The 18111-nt window shown below is 67.7% G+C and carries 14 protein-coding genes and 1 pseudogene; 6 read left to right on the top strand and 9 right to left on the bottom strand.

Going from position 1 to position 18111, the window contains the following annotated elements; translation table 11 throughout:
- The first annotated feature begins 229 nt into the window (after positions 1–229).
- Together IMX13_RS16675 and IMX13_RS16670 are read left to right on the top strand one after the other, a co-directional pair.
- Entirely contained in the window at positions 230–1189 is a 960-nt protein-coding gene (locus IMX13_RS16675; RefSeq protein ID WP_193396768.1) for a L,D-transpeptidase, read from the top strand.
- 4 nt (positions 1190–1193) lie between these two features.
- Positions 1194–1835 carry a M23 family metallopeptidase gene (locus tag IMX13_RS16670; RefSeq protein ID WP_193396767.1) on the top strand — a complete coding sequence of 214 codons (642 nt, stop codon included), beginning with the start codon at positions 1194–1196 and terminating at the stop codon, positions 1833–1835.
- 106 nt (positions 1836–1941) lie between these two features.
- On the opposite strand, the pseudogene IMX13_RS18940 reads toward IMX13_RS16670, so the two are convergent.
- The 6 genes and pseudogenes from IMX13_RS18940 to hflK all read right to left on the bottom strand — a co-directional run.
- Positions 1942–2204: pseudogene (locus tag IMX13_RS18940) on the bottom strand (hypothetical protein); the annotation flags it as partial.
- A gap of 72 nt (positions 2205–2276) precedes the next feature.
- A complete protein-coding gene (locus IMX13_RS16665; protein ID WP_053518618.1) occupies positions 2277–2633 on the bottom strand; it encodes a hypothetical protein in 357 nt (118 codons plus the stop codon).
- A 150-nt stretch (positions 2634–2783) separates the two neighbouring features.
- Positions 2784–4076 carry an adenylosuccinate synthase gene (locus IMX13_RS16660; RefSeq protein ID WP_053518619.1) on the bottom strand — a complete coding sequence of 431 codons (1293 nt, stop codon included), beginning with the start codon at positions 4074–4076 and terminating at the stop codon, positions 2784–2786.
- Between the two features lie 276 nt (positions 4077–4352).
- A complete protein-coding gene (locus IMX13_RS16655) occupies positions 4353–4538 on the bottom strand; it encodes a DUF2065 family protein (protein WP_193396766.1) in 186 nt (61 codons plus the stop codon).
- Between the two features lie 65 nt (positions 4539–4603).
- Positions 4604–5467 carry a protease modulator HflC gene (locus IMX13_RS16650; RefSeq protein WP_053518623.1) on the bottom strand — a complete coding sequence of 288 codons (864 nt, stop codon included), beginning with the start codon at positions 5465–5467 and terminating at the stop codon, positions 4604–4606.
- Entirely contained in the window at positions 5464–6597 is a 1134-nt protein-coding gene (gene hflK / locus IMX13_RS16645; protein WP_065182642.1) for an FtsH protease activity modulator HflK, read from the bottom strand. The genes IMX13_RS16650 and hflK overlap by 4 nt, the downstream gene beginning before the upstream one ends.
- Before the next feature lie 151 nt (positions 6598–6748).
- Here hflK and IMX13_RS16640 point away from each other — a divergent pair, with 151 nt between their 5' ends.
- Both IMX13_RS16640 and pilH read left to right on the top strand, forming a co-directional pair.
- Positions 6749–7744: a YhdH/YhfP family quinone oxidoreductase gene (locus tag IMX13_RS16640; RefSeq protein WP_065182641.1), complete on the top strand. Its 996-nt coding sequence runs from the start codon at positions 6749–6751 to the stop codon at positions 7742–7744.
- An 88-nt stretch (positions 7745–7832) separates the two neighbouring features.
- The gene (gene pilH / locus IMX13_RS16635) at positions 7833–8204 is read left to right on the top strand and encodes a twitching motility response regulator PilH (RefSeq protein ID WP_053518630.1); all 372 of its coding nucleotides are present in this window, start codon (positions 7833–7835) and stop codon (positions 8202–8204) included.
- A gap of 118 nt (positions 8205–8322) precedes the next feature.
- On the opposite strand, the gene IMX13_RS16630 is transcribed toward pilH, so the two are convergent.
- On the bottom strand, positions 8323–9207 hold the full coding sequence (locus tag IMX13_RS16630; protein WP_053518631.1) for a DnaJ C-terminal domain-containing protein: 885 nt from the start codon (positions 9205–9207) through the stop codon (positions 8323–8325).
- Positions 9208–9468: 261 nt separating this feature from the next.
- Between IMX13_RS16630 and IMX13_RS16625 the strand changes: the two genes are divergently transcribed.
- Positions 9469–9951, top strand: coding sequence for a peroxiredoxin (locus IMX13_RS16625; RefSeq protein ID WP_065182640.1), 483 nt, complete (start codon positions 9469–9471; stop codon positions 9949–9951).
- Positions 9952–9980: 29 nt separating this feature from the next.
- A complete protein-coding gene (locus tag IMX13_RS16620) occupies positions 9981–10556 on the top strand; it encodes a ferritin-like domain-containing protein (RefSeq protein WP_193396765.1) in 576 nt (191 codons plus the stop codon).
- A 43-nt stretch (positions 10557–10599) separates the two neighbouring features.
- Here IMX13_RS16620 and pbpC read toward each other — a convergent pair whose 3' ends face one another.
- Positions 10600–12981: a penicillin-binding protein 1C gene (pbpC, locus tag IMX13_RS16615; RefSeq protein ID WP_193396764.1), complete on the bottom strand. Its 2382-nt coding sequence runs from the start codon at positions 12979–12981 to the stop codon at positions 10600–10602.
- 49 nt (positions 12982–13030) lie between these two features.
- Positions 13031–17938 (bottom strand): alpha-2-macroglobulin, encoded by a 4908-nt coding sequence (locus IMX13_RS16610; RefSeq protein ID WP_193396763.1) that lies wholly within the window; start codon positions 17936–17938, stop codon positions 13031–13033.
- Between the last annotated feature and the right edge of the window lie 173 nt (positions 17939–18111).

Genomic DNA, 18111 nt, shown 5'->3' with positions numbered 1-18111 from the left:
ATCCAAAACGGGGGGATGCGCCCGTATCGGCCGCGCCACCGGCAATCTTGATCGGCAACAAGCACGGGCGTCGGCAGCCGTTCACCTTGGTGAGGCCCCGCCCCGTACTTCTGCGACAAGGGCCTGAGCCACGCCGGGGCTGCCCTGCTCATGCCGGCATCAGGTTGCTTTCACGGAGGCTGCGCAGCCTCTGCGGGCAGGGTGGAGCTGCCATCTGCCGGAGATCTTCATGCCCGTGTACCGCCCCGCCCTGCTCGCCCTGTCCTTGCTGGTGTCGCCCGCCTTCGCGCAGGTACCGCCGCCGGCCCAGCTGCCGGAGCCCATTGCCGAGAAGGCCGGACCCGATACAGCAGCCCGCTCGCCGCTGCACGCCCAAGTGTTGCTGGATCGCGCCAATTTCTCCCCGGGCGAGATCGACGGTGAAGTCGGCAGCAACCAGCATCGGGCCGTGGCCGGCTTCCAGGCGGCACACGGCCTGACGGTGAGCGGAGAGCTGGACGACAGCACCTGGGAGGCTCTCCAGGCCGAGACGATCGCGCCGCTGGCCAGCTACACGCTGACGGCCGAGGATGTTGCCGGTCCGTTCCAGTCCATTCCCAAGAAACCCGCCGCACAGGCAAAGCTGAAGTCGCTGGGTTACAGCAGCGTCGAGGAAGCGCTCGGTGAACGCTTCCACGCGTCCCCTGCCCTTCTGAAGTTGCTCAACCCCGGCGTCGATCTGGCCAAGGCCGGCAGCCGTATCCAGGTGCCCAACATCGCCCCCGCGACATTGCCGAAGGCGGCGAAGATCGTGGTCGACAAGTCCGATTCCACTCTTCAGTTGCTGGATGCGCAGGGCAAGGTGATCGCACAGGTGCCGGTTTCGTCCGGCAGCCAGCACGATCCGCTGCCGATCGGTGAATGGAAGATTCTCGGCGTCCATCGCGACCCGCCGTTCCACTACAACCCCAAGCTGTTCTGGGATGCGCGCAAAGGCGAGAAGAAGGCCACGCTGCCGCCCGGTCCGAACAATCCGGTCGGCCGGGTCTGGATCGATCTGTCCAAACCCCACTATGGCCTGCACGGAACGCCGGTACCCGGGCATGTCGGCAAGACCGAATCGCATGGCTGCGTGCGCATGACCAACTGGGATGCACTGCGCGTGGCCGATGCGGTGGATACCTCCGTCCCCGTGGTTATGCAGGAGTGAGCCGATGCGACTTTCGCAGTTGATCGTGCTGGGCGTGCTGGTGGGTGTGGGAATGGGCTGGTGGCTGCGCCGCGATGCGGGTGAGCCAGTAGCGGTTGCCCGGCCTGCAGCACCACCTGCGGTGGCTGCGGCGCCGGAGGTTGCGGCTGCGACGCCGCGTGTGGGCGCTGCGGCTCCCACGGCGGTGCCGCCGTCCAGCGCCACCGATGCGCCAAGCGGCCTGCTGCTGCCGGTGCAGGGCGTACTGCCTTCGCAGCTGCGCGATACCTTCACCGATGCCCGCAGCGAAGGGCGCGTGCATGATGCAATCGACATCATGGCCGACGCAGGAACACCGGTGCTGGCAGTGGCCGATGGGACGGTGGAAAAGCTGTTCGACAGCAAGCGTGGGGGGCTGACGATCTACCAGTTCGAGCCGAGCGGGCACTGGTGCTACTACTACGCCCACCTGCAACGCTATGCCGATGGCCTGGCCGAAAAGCAGGTGATCAAGCGTGGCGAGGTGATTGGCTACGTAGGCAGCACCGGCAACGCCAGCGCCGAGGCCCCGCACCTGCATTTCGAAGTGCACGTGCTGGGGCCGGAGAAGCAGTGGTGGAAGGGGGAATCGATCAATCCGTACCCGCTGTTGCAGGGGGGAGGGTAGCGCGTGTGCCGCGTGGCAGAGCCAGTCGCAGTGATGCCCGATTTGGGCACGATCCTAGCCGTATTGGGTATCTGACAAGTACCCCGCCGGGCATGGCCCGGCGCTGCCGGCGTCGCCACCGCCGCAGCGAGATGCTGGCGGTCGCCAGCCCGCCACCAGCAAGCAGTAACAGCAGTGCCAGGGGCTGCCAGAAGAAGAACGGCCACAGACCTCCAGCACGGTCAGCCGCAGCCAGGAACGCCCGCGCGGACGTGCGTCGCCGCGCCCATAGCCGAAGTACGAGGCGGCAATTCCAGCGGACTCAACCGATTCCAGCGCGCGGGTGATGCCGGAGCCTGGCACGCCCGAACGCGCGCCAGCGCGGAAGTCAGTCTGAAGCGCGTGAACCCACCCGATACCTCGCCAGATGGCGAGGCCAGGCATCGCACATGCGGAAGGGCGTCAGGCCGGCCTGACTTCTCTGCAGACCGGCTCGGCAAGTTCGCGGCAGGCGAAGAACAGCCCTTCCACCCCACCTTCGTCCAGGTGCCTGCGCGGCGTCGCCGTGGTGGCGCAACGGTTGGCCGCATGCAGCATCTCCACCGCGGTGAGGATGCCCACGGCCGCACGGTCGATCCGCGCCAAGGACTGACGTCGTCCGTCGGACAGGTTCTCCTCCGGCCACAACATGCCATCGGAGCCCTCGCCATCACGGATGCGGGTGAGGCAGCCCTGGAACGTGCTGAGATCGTCGGCGGGATTGGCGTCGTCGTTGATGGGCTCAACAACATGGAACGGCGGGGTCTTGCGAGCGGTCATGGTGTCGGCTTCCGTGGCTGCACTTGACAGCGCAACCGCCGACAGATGAAACCGGCCCAAACTGAAGCGCCGCGACCCCACAGGGAGTCGCGGCGCTCTTTTTTCAATTGAACAGCGTTACCACCACGCCGGACATGGCCCGGCGCTACCTCAGGCGAACGGATCCTGCAGGACCATGGTGTGGTCGCGATCGGGGCCGGTCGAGACGATGCTGATCGGGCAGCCCGCCAGCTCCTCCAGCGAACGCAGGTAGGCGCGCGCGGCCGGCGGCAGGTCATCCCATTGGGTGATGCCGTGGGTGTTCTCGCTCCAGCCCGGGAACTCCAGGTACACCGGGGTGCACTCTTCCCAGCCCTGCGCGTCCAGCGGCGCGTACTCGGTACGCTTGCCGCGGTATTCGTAGGCGATGCAGACCTTCAGCTTCTCCATGCCGTCCAGCACGTCCAGCTTGGTGATGCACAGGCCGCTGATGCCGTTGATGGCCACGGCGCGCTTGAGCGCGACGATATCCATCCAGCCGCAGCGACGCGGACGGCCGGTCGAGGCGCCGTACTCGGCACCGCGGTCGCGGATGCCCTGGCCGATCTCATCGTCCAGTTCGGTCGGGAACGGACCGCCGCCGACGCGGGTGGCATAGGCCTTGGCGATGCCCAGCACGTAGTCGATCGCATCGGCACCCACGCCGGCGCCGGCCAGTGCGCCGCCGACGGTGGTGTTGGAGCTGGTGACGTACGGATAGGTGCCGTGGTCGATGTCCAGCAGCGCGCCCTGCGCGCCTTCGAACAGCACGCGCTTACCCTGCTTGCGCAGGTCGTGCAGGATGCCGGCGACGTCGGACTTCATCGGCTCGACGTACTCGCCGAAGGCAAGTGCCTCGTCGTAGGTCTTCTGGAAGTCGATCGCGTCGGTGTTGAGGTACTTGGTCAGCACGAAGTTGTGGTAATCCAGCGCGGTGCGCAGGAGTTCTTCCAGCTGCTTGGGGTAATGCAGGTCGGCGATGCGGATGCCGCGACGTGCCACCTTGTCTTCGTAGGCCGGGCCGATGCCACGCCCGGTGGTGCCGATCGCCTTGCCGCCGGCAGCGCGTTCGCGCGCCTGGTCCAGGGCGATGTGGTAAGGCATGATCAGCGGCGCGGCCGGGGAGATCTTCAGGCGCGAACGCACTTCCACGCCGGAGGTTTCCAGCTCGGCGATTTCCTTCTGCAGCGCGGCCGGCGAGATCACCACGCCGTTGCCGATCAGGCACAGTGCGTCGTCGCGCAGGATGCCGGACGGGATCAGGTGCAGGACGGTCTTCTTGCCGTTGATGACCAGCGTGTGGCCGGCATTGTGGCCGCCCTGGAAGCGCACGACCGCGCCGATTTCCTCAGTGAGCAGATCGACGATCTTGCCCTTGCCTTCATCGCCCCACTGGGCACCCAACACTACGACAGACTGACCCATGACGGGCTCCTCGATTTGTTGCGGCCATCGGGGCCGCGGACGGGTAAACCGTGGCGGGGGTGGCCAGCGCGGTCATGGCGGCTCCAAACGGGGAGCGGCCGGCGATGGATGGCCCAGACACGGAAAAAGCCGAACGGGGGAGGCCCGTCCGGCTTTTGTGCATTATCCGGGTTTCCGGGGTCGGGTGCCACCTTTCCGACGGACGGCTTCACCCAGCGGTCAGGGGCCCGAAACGGGGTCAGATCCCTTTCCTGCGGAAAGGAATATGACCCGCTGCTAATGCCGTGCCCACCACAGCAGGGTCAGGCCGGCCAGCAGGATCAGGCCGCCAAAGCTGCGCAGGGCCGGTCCAGGCAGGTCCAGCAGGCGCTCGGCCATGCGCTTCCAGGCCAGCGGGGCCGCGAACAGGAACAGGCCTTCCAGCACCGCGACCAGGCACACGGCCGCGAACAGGTCTTTCATCGGGAACTCCAGAAATGGCACGGGGCCCGGCATCTGGCCGGGCCCCGTGGGTAGTGCGTGCGACCTCAGCGATCGCTCTTGAGGTACTGCAGGAACGGGTCGTTCTTGTCGAGCACGATCACGCCGTTGCCATCGGTCATGGAGCCACGGTAGGCCTCCAGGCTGCGGTAGAAGGCGTAGAACGCCGGATCGGCAGAACCGGCCTTGCCATAGATGCGCGCGGCATCGGCATCACCTTCACCGCGCAGGCGCTGGGCATCACGCTCGGCTTCGGCGATCAGCACGGTGCTGTCGCGGTCGGCCTGGGCGCGGATCGTCAGGGACTGTTCCTCGCCTTCGGCGCGCAGCTTGGCAGCCTCCTGCTTGCGCTGGGCGCGCATGCGCTCATACACGTCGTTGATGACCTGGCTGTCGGTCGGCAGATCGACCTGCTTGATGCGCAGATCGATCATCTGCATGCCCAGCCCCGCCACCGCCTCGTTGATGCCCTTCAGCTGCTCGGCGATCAGCTCGCTGCGGTCGCCGGACACCAGCTGCTGCAGGGTGCGCGAGTTGATCTGGTTGCGCAGCGAGTCGGTGATGATCGGTGCCAGGCGGGCATTGGCGATGCGCGGATCGCCGCCGGTGGCACGGAAGTAGTCACCCACGTTGGAGATGTAGCCGATCGCGAAGAAGTCGACGCTGACGTCCTTCTGCTCGGCGGTGAAGTAACGCGCAGGGGCGGTATCAAGCACCTGGAAGCGGCGGTCGAAGACCTTCACCGTTTCCACGATCGGCAGCTTGAAGTGCAGGCCCGGCTTGATGTCCGAGCGCACTACCTTGCCCAGGTTCAGGACCATGGCGGTCTGGTCCTCGCGGACCACGTACACCGAGCCCAGCAGGCCCAGCACCACCGCCACGATCACGGCGATCCAGATTGGACTCTTCATCGGCTGCCCTCCTCACGGCCGCTCGGTCGCCCGGTCGGGCGGCCCGTGGGCCGGCCCGGGTCACGGGAAGGTTCCGCCGCCGTGGTACCCGGCAACGAAGGCATCACCACGTCCGGATTCGGCACGCCGGCGGCCGACGTCGCAGGACGGGTATCGCCGGTCATCGGCACGTAGATCAGCTGGCGGCCATCGCCGCCGATCACCTTGCGGTTCTCGCTCAGCACCTGCTGCACCGTTTCCAGCCACAGGCGCTTGCGGGTCACGTCCGGCGCATCCTTGTACTGGGCCTGCAGCAGGCTGAAGCGCTGTGCATCACCCTCGGCCTTGGACACCACGGCCTGCTTGTAGCCTTCGGCGGTGGTACGGGCGCGCGAGGCCTGGCCTCGTGCTTCCGGCACGACCTTGGCGGCGTAGGCCTGGGCTTCGTTGATCAGGCGTTCCTTGACCTGCTGCGCACCGTTGACCTCGTCGAAGGCCGGCTTCACTTCCTCCGGCGGACGGGCGTCCTGCAGGGTCAGGCCAGTGACGGTCAGGCCGGTCTTGAACGCGCGCAGCAGCGCCTGCAGGCGCTCCTCGGCAGCCGCGGCCAGCGGGCCACGGTTGTTCAGCACGGCGTTCAGATCGGCACGGCCGACTTCCTCGCGCACGGCACTCTGGGCCGACTGTTCCAGCACCTGGTTGGCATCGACCGTGCCGAACAGGTACTGCTGCGGATCATCGATGCGGTACTGGACGTTCAACGACACGTTGACGATGTTCTCGTCGCGGGTCAGCACCGGAACCTGGATCGAGAAGGTCTTGATCTCGGTCGCGTTGACCTTGGTGACCGACTCGATCGGCCACGGCAGCTTGAAGTTCGGTCCGGGCTGCAGGATGCGCGAGAACTGGCCGAAGCGCAGCACCACGCCACGCTGCTGCTCGCCGATCAGCTGGAAGCTGGAGAACAGCACCAGCAGCACCAGGGCTGCCACCACCCAGCGGACGATGCCGCCATCGAACAGATCCTTCAACGGCCCGGGCAGCCCGCCCCAGCCACCACCATTGCCACCGCCGCGCGACCCGAACGGCCCGCGTCGATTGTCCTCGGGGCCTTGTCCGCCCTTGTTGCCGCCGGGTGTATTCCAGGCCATGCACGCTCCATCAAGATATGGGCTGCGGCGCGGGCCCTTCCCGCGGCGCCAGCCGTGAACCATCACCGATCATACAAGATGGGGCGGATCGGCAGGATCGAAAGGGGGCGAACGGGGTAAGGTGGCGTTTTCCTCGAAGTCAGGCACGCCGATGGTCCCCACCACCCCGTTCACCGCCTTCCGCATCGAGAGCGACGACGCCGGCTACCGCAGCGGCCTGACCCGGCTGGGGGTCGACGACCTCAACCCCGGGCAGGTGCTGATCCGCGCCCGGTGGTCCTCGGTCAATTACAAGGACGCCCTGGCCGGCACCGGCAAGGGCCGGATCCTGCGCCGCTTCCCGCTGGTGGGCGGCATCGATGTGGCCGGCACGGTCGTGGCCTCCACCGACCCCGCCTGGCGCGAGGGCGACGCCGTGCTGGCCACCGGCTGCGGCCTGAGCGAAACCCGCGACGGCGGCTACAGCCAGTACGTGCGGCTGGAGTCGAGTGCGGTGATCGCGCAGCCGCCCGGGCTCAGCCCGCGCGAGGCGATGGTGCTGGGCACGGCCGGTTTCACTGCCGCGTTGGCGCTGCTGCGCCTGCAGGACAATCGGCAGACCCCGGATCTGGGCCCGCTGGCGGTGACCGGCGCCAGCGGTGGCGTGGGTGCCCTGGCGCTGTCGATCTTCAGCCGCGCCGGCTATACCGTGCACGCCATCAGCGGCAAGCCGGAGCAGGCCCGCTTCCTGCGCGACATCGGCGCCAGCGAGGTTCTGCCACGCGAGGCGTTGGCCGATACCGGCCCGTTGCAGACCGGGCGCTTCGGCGGGGGCCTGGACAATGCCGGCGGCGACATGCTGGCCAGCCTGCTGGCGCAGACCGTGCCCTACGGCAGCGTGGTCAGCGCGGGCCTCGCCGCCAGCCCGAAGCTGGACATGACGGTGATGCCCTTCATCCTGCGTGGCGTATCGCTGTTGGGCGTTTCTTCGGCCAACGCGCCACGCGCCCTGCGCGAAACCGTCTGGGCGCGGCTGGGCGACGACTGGAAGCCGCAGCATCTGCAGCAGATCTGTACGGCGGAAGTCGGCCTGGAGGCGCTGCCGGAGGTGTTCGAGCGCATGCTGGCCGGCGGCTCGCTGGGACGCACGGTGGTACGGATCGACTGAACGTTGCAGGCAGGCGACGGACGGCAGGCGCCGCCCTCCCGCCGGTAATCCGCCCGCACTACACTGCGGGCATTACCTGGGGAACAACATGGCACGCATTCTGATCGTCGACGACTCACCGTCGCAGCTGTTGGGGATACAGCGCATCGTCGAGAAGCTCGGGCACCAGATCCTGACCGCCACAGATGGCGCCGCCGGGGTGGAAGCCGCCCGTGCCGAGCTGCCCGATCTGGTGCTGATGGACGTGGTCATGCCCAACCTCAACGGTTTCCAGGCGACCCGCACCCTCGCCCGCGACGAGGCGACCCGGCACATCCCGGTGATCCTGGTGACCACCAAGGACCAGGACACCGACCGTATGTGGGGCATGCGCCAGGGCGCCAAGGCCTACATCACCAAACCGTTCTCGGAAGATGAGCTGTCCGAGGTGCTGGAGCGGGTGTTCGCCGGGCAGGGCTGAAGCCGCAGCAGGCGGGGGTAGCGCCGGGCCAGGCCCGGCGGCTCCTGACCCGCTGCGCTCGCCGGGCATGGCCCGGCGCTACCCCTGGGTTGATTCACCGAGGGCGCTGCACAGGGCGTCAGATTGATTCGCCGAAGGCCTTGGCCAGGTTGCGGTATGCCTTCTTCTGCGCTTCGTCGGTGGCGGCCGGGGCAATGATCTCCAGCTCGACGATCTGATCGCCGTCGGGATTGCCCGGCAGGCCGCGGCCGCGCAGGCGAAGCTTGCGACCGGCTTCGGAATCGGCCGGAATCTTCAGCTCCACCGCGCCGCCCAGCGTGGGCACGCTGATGCTGGTGCCCAGCGCTGCCTGCCAGGGCGTGACCTGCAACGAATACAGGATGTTGCGGCCATCGACCTCGAACTGCGGGTGTGCGGCGTACTCCACCTCCAGCAGCAGGTTGCCACCGTGGTTGCCCTGCCCCGCCAGACGGATCACCTGGCCGGGACGGATGCCCTTGGGCACGCGCACATCCAGCTGCCTGCCGTTGACGGTGATGCGCAGGCTGTCGCCGTTGTAGGCAGCCTCCAGCGGCACCGACAGCTTGGCGCGGGTATCGCGGTTGGGTGCATGCCCCTGGCTGCTGAATCCCGGGCCCGGTCCCTGGCCACCGCGCTGGCGGGCGAACAGGCTCTCGAAGAAGTCGCTGAAGCCGCCATTGGGGCCACCGCCGCCGAACACTTCCTCGAAATTGAAGCCACCACCACCGTAGTTCGGCGGCACATTGAATTCCTCGCCCGGCCGGTAGCCCTGCGCGCGCAGCTGGTCATAGGCCGCGCGCTTTTCCGGATCGCGCAGCGCCTCATAGGCTTCATTGACCGCCTTGAACCTGTCTTCGGCTCCGGCCTCCTTGCTGACGTCCGGGTGGTACTTGCGTGCCAGCCGGCGGTATGCGGTCTTGATCTCCGCATCACCCGCACTCGGTTCCACCCCCAGGGTGGCGTAGTAATCCTTGAATTCCATCCAGCTACCTCGATTCGCTTCGGCCGCGCCGGTGGCGCCGCCCCGGGTTCATTCTACGCGCCGGCGATGCTACGCCGCCCCTCGTGCGGCCCCGGTGAGGCCGACTGATCCTGCGCAATGCGCCTGCCATCGGCCTGCGCCACGCTGTGGCTGGAACCCTGGCGCGTGCCCCCTGAAGATGGGGCCTGCACGCGGGGTTTCCAATGTCTTGACGCCCCTGTCCCATCCCGCCCACTAGCCTGCCCCAGCAAGGAGTCCATCATGACCATCCATGTCGGCGACCGCATTCCGGAAGTGACCCTCAAGCGCATCCGCGAGGGCATCGAGACGCTCGATACGCACTCGCTGTTCGACGCCCGCAAAGTGGTGCTGTTCGCCGTGCCCGGCGCCTTCACCCCCACTTGCTCCGCCCGCCACCTGCCCGGCTTCGTCGAGAAGTTCGAGGCGTTCCGCCAGCGCGGCATCGAGGTCTACTGCATGGCGGTCAACGATCCGTTCGTGATGAAGGCCTGGGCCGCTGACCAGCACGTACCCGAGGGCCTGCTGATGCTGTCCGACGGCAATGCCGAACTGACCCGCGCGCTGGGCCTGGAACTGGATGCCAGTGCTTCGGGCATGGGCATCCGCTCGCGCCGGTTTGCCCTGTACGTGGACGACGGCGTCGTCCGCGCGGCCTGGATCGAGCAGCCCGGGCAGTTCGAAGTGTCCTCGGCCGAGTACGTGCTGGAGCACCTGCCCACCTGATCTTCCACCGCAAGAGGAAACGGCCAGCCATGTCCAATACGCCAGCCAACGCCACCACGTCTGCCCACCCGCTTCCCGGCATCAGCGACCGCAAGGCTCTGCGCGAACGCGCGCGGCGCAATCTTGAAGATGGCGCGATCACCGAAAGCTACAGTGCCGACCGCAAGGCCGTGATCAAGCTGCTCAACGACGCCCTCGCCACCGAGTATGTCTGCGTGCTGCGCTACTACCGGCATTACTTCACCGCCAAGGGGATGCTGGCCGATGCGGTCAAGGCCGAGTTCCTTGAGCATGCGCAGCAGGAACAGGCGCATGCTGGCAAGCTGGCCGAGCGCATCGTCCAGCTCGGCGGCGAGCCGGACCTCAATCCGGACACGCTGAGCGCGCGTTCGCATGCCGAGTACAAGGAGGGCAGCGACCTGCGTGACATGGTCCGCGAGAATCTGGTCGCCGAACGCATCGCCATCGACAGCTACCGCGAGATGATCGACTTCATCGGTGATCGCGACACGACCACCAAGCGCATCCTCGAGGAGATCCTGGCGCAGGAAGAAGAGCACGCCGATGAGTTCGCCGACCTGCTGGACGGGTGGATCGGGGAATAGCGCTGCGCGTATCGGATATCGCGTGCCGGCCGTGGGCCGGCACCTACCGGAGGACGTTGAAACGCACCTGCGTCCACGCGCCATCGGCAGCCAGCGCGGTCAGCGTATGGGTGCCCGGTTCGGCGAACTCGCGCTGCATCAGCTGAGATCCCCGGGTCTGTGCGATCCAGCGGCCATCCAGCAGCCAGTCCACTGCCTGCTCGCTGCCCAGCGCGCGCAGCTGCAGGCGCACGCCGTGTTCGGCATTGGGCGCGCGCGCCAGCGTGGCCCCGTCATTCAGACCGTCCACGTGCAGCGCCACGCTGGCCTCACGGCCATCGTCGCGGCAGTCCGGTGACAGCGCCGGCAGCTGCGACAGCTCCCGGGTCGCCTTCGGCAGCCACGGCGACAGCAGCGCCGGCCAACGGGCGATCTCGCGCGCCACCTCCTCATGGGGCAGACGACAATCGGCCGAGACGCGCAGACCGGTGCGTGCATCTGCCAGGTAGCGCTGACGGCCCGGTTGCCAACGCCGGGCTTCGCGCTCGGGGAACGTGAGCGGCACGGCGCCGTCGAGCAGGTACGCCGGCATCCGCCGCTGGCACACGGCCGGCGGCAATCCTTCGGCGCGTTCACCGGTGGGCCAGCAGATGTCGCCCTGGCTGACGCTGGCCGGCATCGGTGCGGCCGCCGAATCGCCACGCTGGCGCGGCAGACTGTCGACCACCTCGAACATCAGCGGCAGCGCGGTGACCGCGCCGTACTGGCCCGGCAGGGGCGTGCCGTCGGGCCGTCCCACCCATACGCCCACGGTGTAATGCCGCGTGCTGCCGATGGCCCAGGCATCGCGGTAGCCGTAACTGGTCCCGGTCTTCCAGGCAACGCGGGGGCGCCCTCCCACATCGAAGGTGCCCACGCCATACCCCGGACGCGGGTTCGACTCCAGCATCTCGCGTACGATCCAGCTCGCCCCCGGCGACGCCAGCCGCCGCTCGATCATCGGCTCGTCATCGGTGTAGCGCACGCGGCCGGCGATACCGTTGCGGTTCAGTGCGGCGAATGCCCCGACCAGATCTTCCAGCCTCGCCCCGGTGCCACCGAGTATCAGCGAGAGATTGGGGGGGCTGCCCGCGGGAAAACGCAGCTGGATGCCGGCGTGTGACAGGCGCGCGGCAAAGCGCGCCGCGCCGACCCGCTGCAGCAGGTCCACCGAGGGTACGTTGAGCGACAGACGCAACGCACTGGAGGCGCCGATCGGGCCATTGAACGCCATGTCGAAGTTGCCCGGGCGGTAGCTGCCGAAGCTCTGCGGCGCGTCCACCAGCAGGCTCTCCGAGTGGATCAGGCCGTCATCCAGCGCCATCGCGTACAGGAACGGCTTGAGGGTTGAACCCGGCGAGCGCCAGGCCTGCACCATGTCGACGTGGCCCAGGCGCTGGCGGTCGCCGAAGGACAGCGTTCCCACGTAGGCGCGCGCCTGCAGGGTCTGGTTGTCGACCACCAGCAATGCCGCCGACGTCCGCTCCGGCAGGCTCGAGAAATAGCTGGCCACGCGCTCTTCCAGTGTACGCTGCAGGCCGATGTCGATGCTGCTCCGGATGCGCGCCTGGCCGGGGTGTGCCGCATGCAGCCGCTGCGCCAGCAATGCCGCATGCAGCGGCGGTCGCAGCGACCGCGCCACCACGTTCTCGATGCGTGCATCCTCCACCTCATCCGGTGTCCACGCCCCCCGTTCGGCCATGCGTGCCAGCACCTTGTCACGTGCCTTCTGCGCCGCTTCCGGATGGCGGTCCGGGCGCAGGCGGCTGGGTGCCTGTGGCAGCACCGCCAGCAACGCGGCCTCGGCATGTGACAGCTGCGCGGCCGGCTTGCCCAGGTAGGCCCAGCTGGCAGCCTCCACGCCCTCGATGGTGCCGCCGTAGGGCGCACGCTCCAGATACAGGGCCAGGATCTCCCGCTTGGAAAGATGCATTTCCAGCTGCAGGGCCCGCAGCACCTGCTTGAGCTTGCCCCACGGGGTACGCGAATGCGGGTCGAGGATGCGTGCCACCTGCATGGTCAGGGTCGAGCCACCGGAAACGATGCGGCCGCCGCGCAGCAGCTGGCCGCTGGCACGCAGGATCGCCAGCGGGTTGATGCCCGGATGGCGCCAGAACCAGCGGTCCTCGTAGGTCAACAACGCCTGCAGGTACAACGGCGAGACGCTGTCGATCGAGGCCGGATAGCGCCACACGCCCTCGGCATCGGCGAACGCACGCAGTGGCGTGCCGTCGGCAGCCACCACCAGGGTGCTGGTGTCGCGCTGCTTCGGCAGTGGCGGCGGGAAAACGACGTCCAGTAACAGCAGCAGCGTCAGCAGACCCGCCGTTCCCCAGCGCAGCCACGGCCACAGCGGCCGCAGCCGGCGGCGCAGGTCCGCCCGCCGGGTCGTCATCGCGTTCTTCATTGCAGGTTGCCAGCAGGACGGGCCGCGCCGTCGCGGCCCGTCCGCGCGGTCACGGCTGCACCACCGTTATCGTGGTCGGGTTGCTGCGGCCGACGCCACGCAGCTGCGGCCGGTACATGTCTTCCACCAGCGGCGGCGGCACCGAGTAGGTGCCCGGGGTCACCGCACGCACCAGGTAGAACACATTGGCCTTTCCGCCGCGCGAGAGCTTGAGCGCTGCCACGTAGCGGTCGTCGCGGAACTCCTCATGCTTGGTATCGGCCGCGTCACCGCGGTCGCTGATGGTGATGCCATCGACGACCACGTCCGCCCACTGCTTGGCATCGCCCAGGTTGAAGTTCTCGATCTCCAGGCCGGCCGGCAGCAGGTCGGTCAGCAGCGCATCCGGCATGGTGGTGTCGGCACTGACGGTGACCCGCACGATCAGCGCTTCGCCTTCCTTCAGCGGGCGCGGCGACCACGGCTTGCCGTCGGTACCGAAGTAGCTGCGCTCGACACCGATCACACTGTTGTCCGGCGCGGGCGCACTGCGCGGGATGCCCGCCACATCGATGCTGGCGAACATCGGGGGCTGGCCCTGCGGAGTGAAGCGCACTCCGCTGGCCAGTTCGCTGGCGCTGAAGGTGCGGCCGAACAGCTTGCGCTCGCTGATCGATTCACTGTTGCCACCGATCACCAGCTCGCCGGCTACCAGTGCCTTCTGGTTGGCCGCCAGCGCCTTGCCGAGGCGGGCAATGGCGACCTGCTCCTGCGTGCTCAGCCACATCCAGCCGGCGTTGCGGCGCGCATCCAGGCCGCGGCCGAGATCAACCGCACGCGCATCCCATGCCGGCTTCGCCAGCTTGTTCTCGTGGGTCAGCGCGATCATCAGCGCATCATCACGGATCGCGCTGCCGTAGTCGCCGAAGTACGACGGGCGCTCGCTGCTGGACTTGGCGAAGGCAGCTTCCAACGCGGCCTGGCCTCGCTTGGCGTCGCCCTGCAGCGACAGCGCCACGCCCAGGTGGACCAGCGACAGGCCGCCAACCGCCTTGCTGCGCTCGTTGTCGTACAGCGTGCGCAGCGTACCCAGCGGCGCACGGTTGACCCGGGCCAGCACGTAGCCGGAATACGCCTGGTTGGCGAACTTCAGTTTCTCGCGCTCGTCCTGCCCGTAGAACGGGTTGCCGCCGGACAGCAGATCCTCGCTGAGACGGTTCAGTGCCTTCTGCAGCACGTTGTCCGGTACGGCGAAGCCGGCATCCCGGGCATCAAGCAGGAACTCGGCGATGTACGGGGTCAGCCACGGGTTCACATAACCATCGTCGCCCCACATCGAGAAGTTGCCGTTGGCCACCTGCATCGACGCCAGGCGGCCGAACGCGCCCTCCATGCGTTCGCGGCGGGTCTTGGCATCCAGGCCGTCTGCGCCGAGCATCGACGACGTGGCCTGATCCAGGATCAGCGCAGCGTAGCCCTTGCTGGTGGTCTGCTCGGCGCAGCCATACGGGTAATTCAGCGCGCCCTGCAGAGCACTGGCAAACGGAATCGGGGGCAGCGGGCTGACCAGCAGGCGCGCATTGACCGACTCGGACATCAGGCCATCGGCCAGACCGCTGTCGAGGCTGACCGCCGCCAGCGGGTCGAGCGTGCGTACCTGCGAGCGCAGCACCTGCGGCCATGCCGCACGCACCGGCAGGTCGTAGCGGCGGTCGGCCTTGAAGCCATTGCCTTCCACACGCACCCGCACCTTGGCCACGCTGTGGCCTTCGCGTGCCGACAGCGGGAAGCTCAGCGTGGTCTTCGCATCGGCGTTGAGCTGCACGCTGCGGCTGCCCTCGCCAAGGGCCAGCGGTCCCTCGCTGTCCACGCGCACGTTGAACTGGCCGGGCTTGCCGGTGAAGTTCTGCACGTCCAGCGTCACGGTGCTGCGGTCGCCCGGGGCGAGCACGCGCGGCATGCTGGCCTCGGCCAGGATCGGTGCGCGCACCACCGTTTCCACGTCGCGCTTGCCGTACTGGTCATCGCTGTACACCAGCGCCGACACGCGCAGCGTGCCGTTGAAGTCCGGCACCTTGAGGCGGATGCGGGCATTGCCCTTGGCATCAAGCTGTACCGGGCCGGAGAACAGATCCACGGTCTGCACGCGCGCGGTCGGCCGCTTGGCCTGAGGCAGGGACTGCAGCGCCATGTCACCGCCGAACTTCAGCTTGCCGGCGCCGCCGTCGAAGCTCTCGATCACCCGGCTGTAGATGTCATAGGCATCGATGCCGAGGCGGCGCTGGGCGAAGAAGTGCGCGCCGGCATCGGGCACGGGGAAACGGGTGATGTTGAGGATGCCCACATCCACCGCCGACACGGTGACGTGCGCAGCCTTGCCGGCCAGCTGCGGTGCGCTGACCGTCACCGGCAGATCCTGTTCCGGGCGCATCTGCTTCGGCGCCACCAGGCCGACGGCCACGGTGCGGCCCCTGCGGTCCATCGGTACGTGCACCACGCCGACAGCGCGCGCCGGGGTGATCTTGCTCGGCGCACTGCCGCCCCGGAACACCAGCGCGGTGATGTAGACATCGTGGCGCTCCCAGTCAGCGGTGACCGGGATGTTGAAGGTGGCACCGGGTTTGGCGTCGATGTCCTGCACGTACAGCATGCGATCGGTCTCGACCATCAGGATGCCCTTGCCGGCATGCGGCGGCGTCACCGTCACCTGCAGCGTATCGCCCGCCTTGTAGCCGGTCTTGTCCAGGCCCAGCTTGACCTTGTCCGGACGCGCATCGAGACCGCGATTGTCATCGCCCCAGCTCCAGCCGGCACGGAACGGATAGCGGCTGGTCAGGCCGGTGCCCGGATCGAACACGTCCACCCGGTACTCGCCCCACTCGACCGGGACATCGAACGCCACCGCGCTGCTGCCGGCATCGACCGTGCGGGTTTCCTTGTTCTCGAACCGACGGGTGAAATCGTAGTCCCAACGGTTGTCGTTGAAGGTCCAGTGATAGTCACGCAGCTCGCGCACCAGGGTGATCTTCAGGCCCTTGGCCGGCTGCGGCCGGCCGGCCGCGTCCACGCGCACCAGTTCGAAGCGTGCGTTGCTGTTGGAGTCGGCACCATCGTCGGGGTTGAACAGCGGACGCACGCCGACCAGTGCATTGGCCGGCCACATCACCCGCTTCAGGGTGCGGGTCACGGTCCGCCCACCGGTCTCGTACAGGCTGCCGGACAGCACCACCGCGATCGGCGCCTTGGCCTTGGCCGCTTCTTCCGGCAGCGTCACGTCCTCGCGCAGCTGGCCGTTGGCCGGCAGCGTCGTGTCGATCACGTCCTTGGCCTCGCGCGGCAGCTGCAGGGTCGGGTCGCCGAAGAAGTAGCCCGGCAATCCCTCGACCGGCTGCTGTTCGGCTGCCACGGCCAGGCGCGCGGTGAAGCGGTTGCCGTCAGCCGGCGCGCCGTACAGATACGCGCCATCGGCCTGCAGACGAAGATCTTCACCCGGCTTGAGCGTCTTCTGCGGGCTGTCCAGGTCCAGCTTCATCCGTTCGGGCAGGAACTCTTCGATGCGCAGGGTCATGCCCTGGATCGCTTCCTTGCTGGCCGGATCGGTACGGAACTCCACCTGCCAGCGTCCTGTCGGCGCCTCGGCCGGGATGACCTGCTCGAAGGCGATGTAGCCCTGCTCGCCCGGCTGCAGGCGGGTCTCGCGGAAGGTCTTGCCGTCGGGCTGCTTCAGGCGCAGGAACACCGGCTGCGACTTGACCGGCTTGCCATCATTGTCGCGCAGCAGCGCGGACAGGCGCACGGTCTCGCCCGGCCGATAGAGGTCGCGGCCGGACCATGCGTAGACATCGAACCAGGCATTGTCACGACCGGCAACGGCAAACTCGCTCAGGTCCAGGGCCGGCTGGTTGAAGGGCAGGAAGCTGGTGTCGCGACCACTGCTGGCCACCAGCACGTGGGTGGCGTCGAGCGTGTAGTTCAGCAGCGCATTGCCGTTGCCATCGGTACTGCCCTTGAGCACCACCTCGCCTTTGCCGTCGAGCACGCGCAGCTCGACGTTCTTCAGCGGTGCTCCGTCCTTCAGTCCGGCGGTGTGGACGAACAGCTTGTCCTTGTAGGCGCGCGTGTGCAGGCCGATGTCGCTGACCGAGAAGAACGCGGTGTCGAACTCGCCCTCGTAATCGCCCGTGCGCTTGAGCAGTGCGAAGTACAGGCCCGGCTCCTGCAGCTCCTTGATGTCCTGGGTTGGCAGGTAGGTCAGCACCCGCTCGTTCTGCTTGCCGCCGAGGATGAAGCGGTTGACGTAGACCGGCTCGGCCAACGCATTGATCGGGCTGCGCTCGTAGTCGCTGCTCAGTTCCCAGCTGCCACGACGGCCGCCGCGCTGGTACTGGCTGAAGAAGGTCGGCAGATCCTTCTCGCGCACGCGCAGGAATTCGACGTCGACCTCGGGAACATTCACGGAGACAACCGGCAGGCCGCGGCTGTCCTTGGCCGGCAGCACGCTGCCCTGCGAGGCGAAGCCGGCCACCGGCTTCAATTCGCCACTGAACACCTTCTGCTTCAGCTCCTTGCCCAGCCGGCTGCCATCGGCGGCCAGCAGGTCCGGCGATACCACCAGGCTGAACTCCTTGCCGGCTTCGACGAACGGATAGCGCAGGGTCAGTCCGTCATCGGACAGGGTCCAGCTGCTGTCGTCGGTGCCGACCTTCTCCTCGAAGCGCACCAGCGTGTCGAAATCCTGCGTGCCGACCAGCGGGCGCGAGAACTCCAGCGCCAGCGACAGGCCGTCATTCTTCTGGTCCGGGTAGGCGCGCAGCAGGGTGAAATCCTTCACCTGCTCGGCCTGGGTGGCAATGGCCTCGCCACTGGCCTTGGGCAGCTGCCCGCTGTCGTTGCGGCAACCGGCCAGACCCAGCAACAGGCCTCCTGCCAGTACCGCCGCCGCCCATCCCCACCGCTTGCGCCGTGCCGGACCGCTCATGTCGTCACTCCTTGATCGAGGCGGCCATTATAGGCGCGCCGCGTCAAGGTGTTGGCGCCGATCCGGCAGGAATACATCGGAACGGTAGCACCGGGCCATGCCCGGCGGTCCCGGTAGCGGCCAACCTTGGTTGGCGTTGGGCCCGTGCCAACCAAGGTTGGCACCTACCAAGG

This window comes from Stenotrophomonas sp. B2 (assembly GCF_014947095.1).
GTDB lineage: Bacteria > Pseudomonadota > Gammaproteobacteria > Xanthomonadales > Xanthomonadaceae > Stenotrophomonas > Stenotrophomonas maltophilia_P.
The sequence above is the reverse complement of the archived record's forward strand: the minus strand, read 5'-3'. Positions and strand labels throughout refer to the sequence as shown.

Coding starts and splice junctions, on each gene's coding strand:
- IMX13_RS16675 (WP_193396768.1), top strand. CDS start 230: ATGCCCGTGTACCGCCCCGCCCTGCTCGCCCTGTCCTTGCTGGTGTCG.
- IMX13_RS16670 (WP_193396767.1), top strand. CDS start 1,194: ATGCGACTTTCGCAGTTGATCGTGCTGGGCGTGCTGGTGGGTGTGGGA.
- IMX13_RS16665 (WP_053518618.1), bottom strand. CDS start 2,633: ATGACCGCTCGCAAGACCCCGCCGTTCCATGTTGTTGAGCCCATCAAC.
- IMX13_RS16660 (WP_053518619.1), bottom strand. CDS start 4,076: ATGGGTCAGTCTGTCGTAGTGTTGGGTGCCCAGTGGGGCGATGAAGGC.
- IMX13_RS16655 (WP_193396766.1), bottom strand. CDS start 4,538: ATGAAAGACCTGTTCGCGGCCGTGTGCCTGGTCGCGGTGCTGGAAGGC.
- IMX13_RS16650 (WP_053518623.1), bottom strand. CDS start 5,467: ATGAAGAGTCCAATCTGGATCGCCGTGATCGTGGCGGTGGTGCTGGGC.
- hflK (WP_065182642.1), bottom strand. CDS start 6,597: ATGGCCTGGAATACACCCGGCGGCAACAAGGGCGGACAAGGCCCCGAG.
- IMX13_RS16640 (WP_065182641.1), top strand. CDS start 6,749: ATGGTCCCCACCACCCCGTTCACCGCCTTCCGCATCGAGAGCGACGAC.
- pilH (WP_053518630.1), top strand. CDS start 7,833: ATGGCACGCATTCTGATCGTCGACGACTCACCGTCGCAGCTGTTGGGG.
- IMX13_RS16630 (WP_053518631.1), bottom strand. CDS start 9,207: ATGGAATTCAAGGATTACTACGCCACCCTGGGGGTGGAACCGAGTGCG.
- IMX13_RS16625 (WP_065182640.1), top strand. CDS start 9,469: ATGACCATCCATGTCGGCGACCGCATTCCGGAAGTGACCCTCAAGCGC.
- IMX13_RS16620 (WP_193396765.1), top strand. CDS start 9,981: ATGTCCAATACGCCAGCCAACGCCACCACGTCTGCCCACCCGCTTCCC.
- pbpC (WP_193396764.1), bottom strand. CDS start 12,981: ATGAAGAACGCGATGACGACCCGGCGGGCGGACCTGCGCCGCCGGCTG.
- IMX13_RS16610 (WP_193396763.1), bottom strand. CDS start 17,938: ATGAGCGGTCCGGCACGGCGCAAGCGGTGGGGATGGGCGGCGGCGGTA.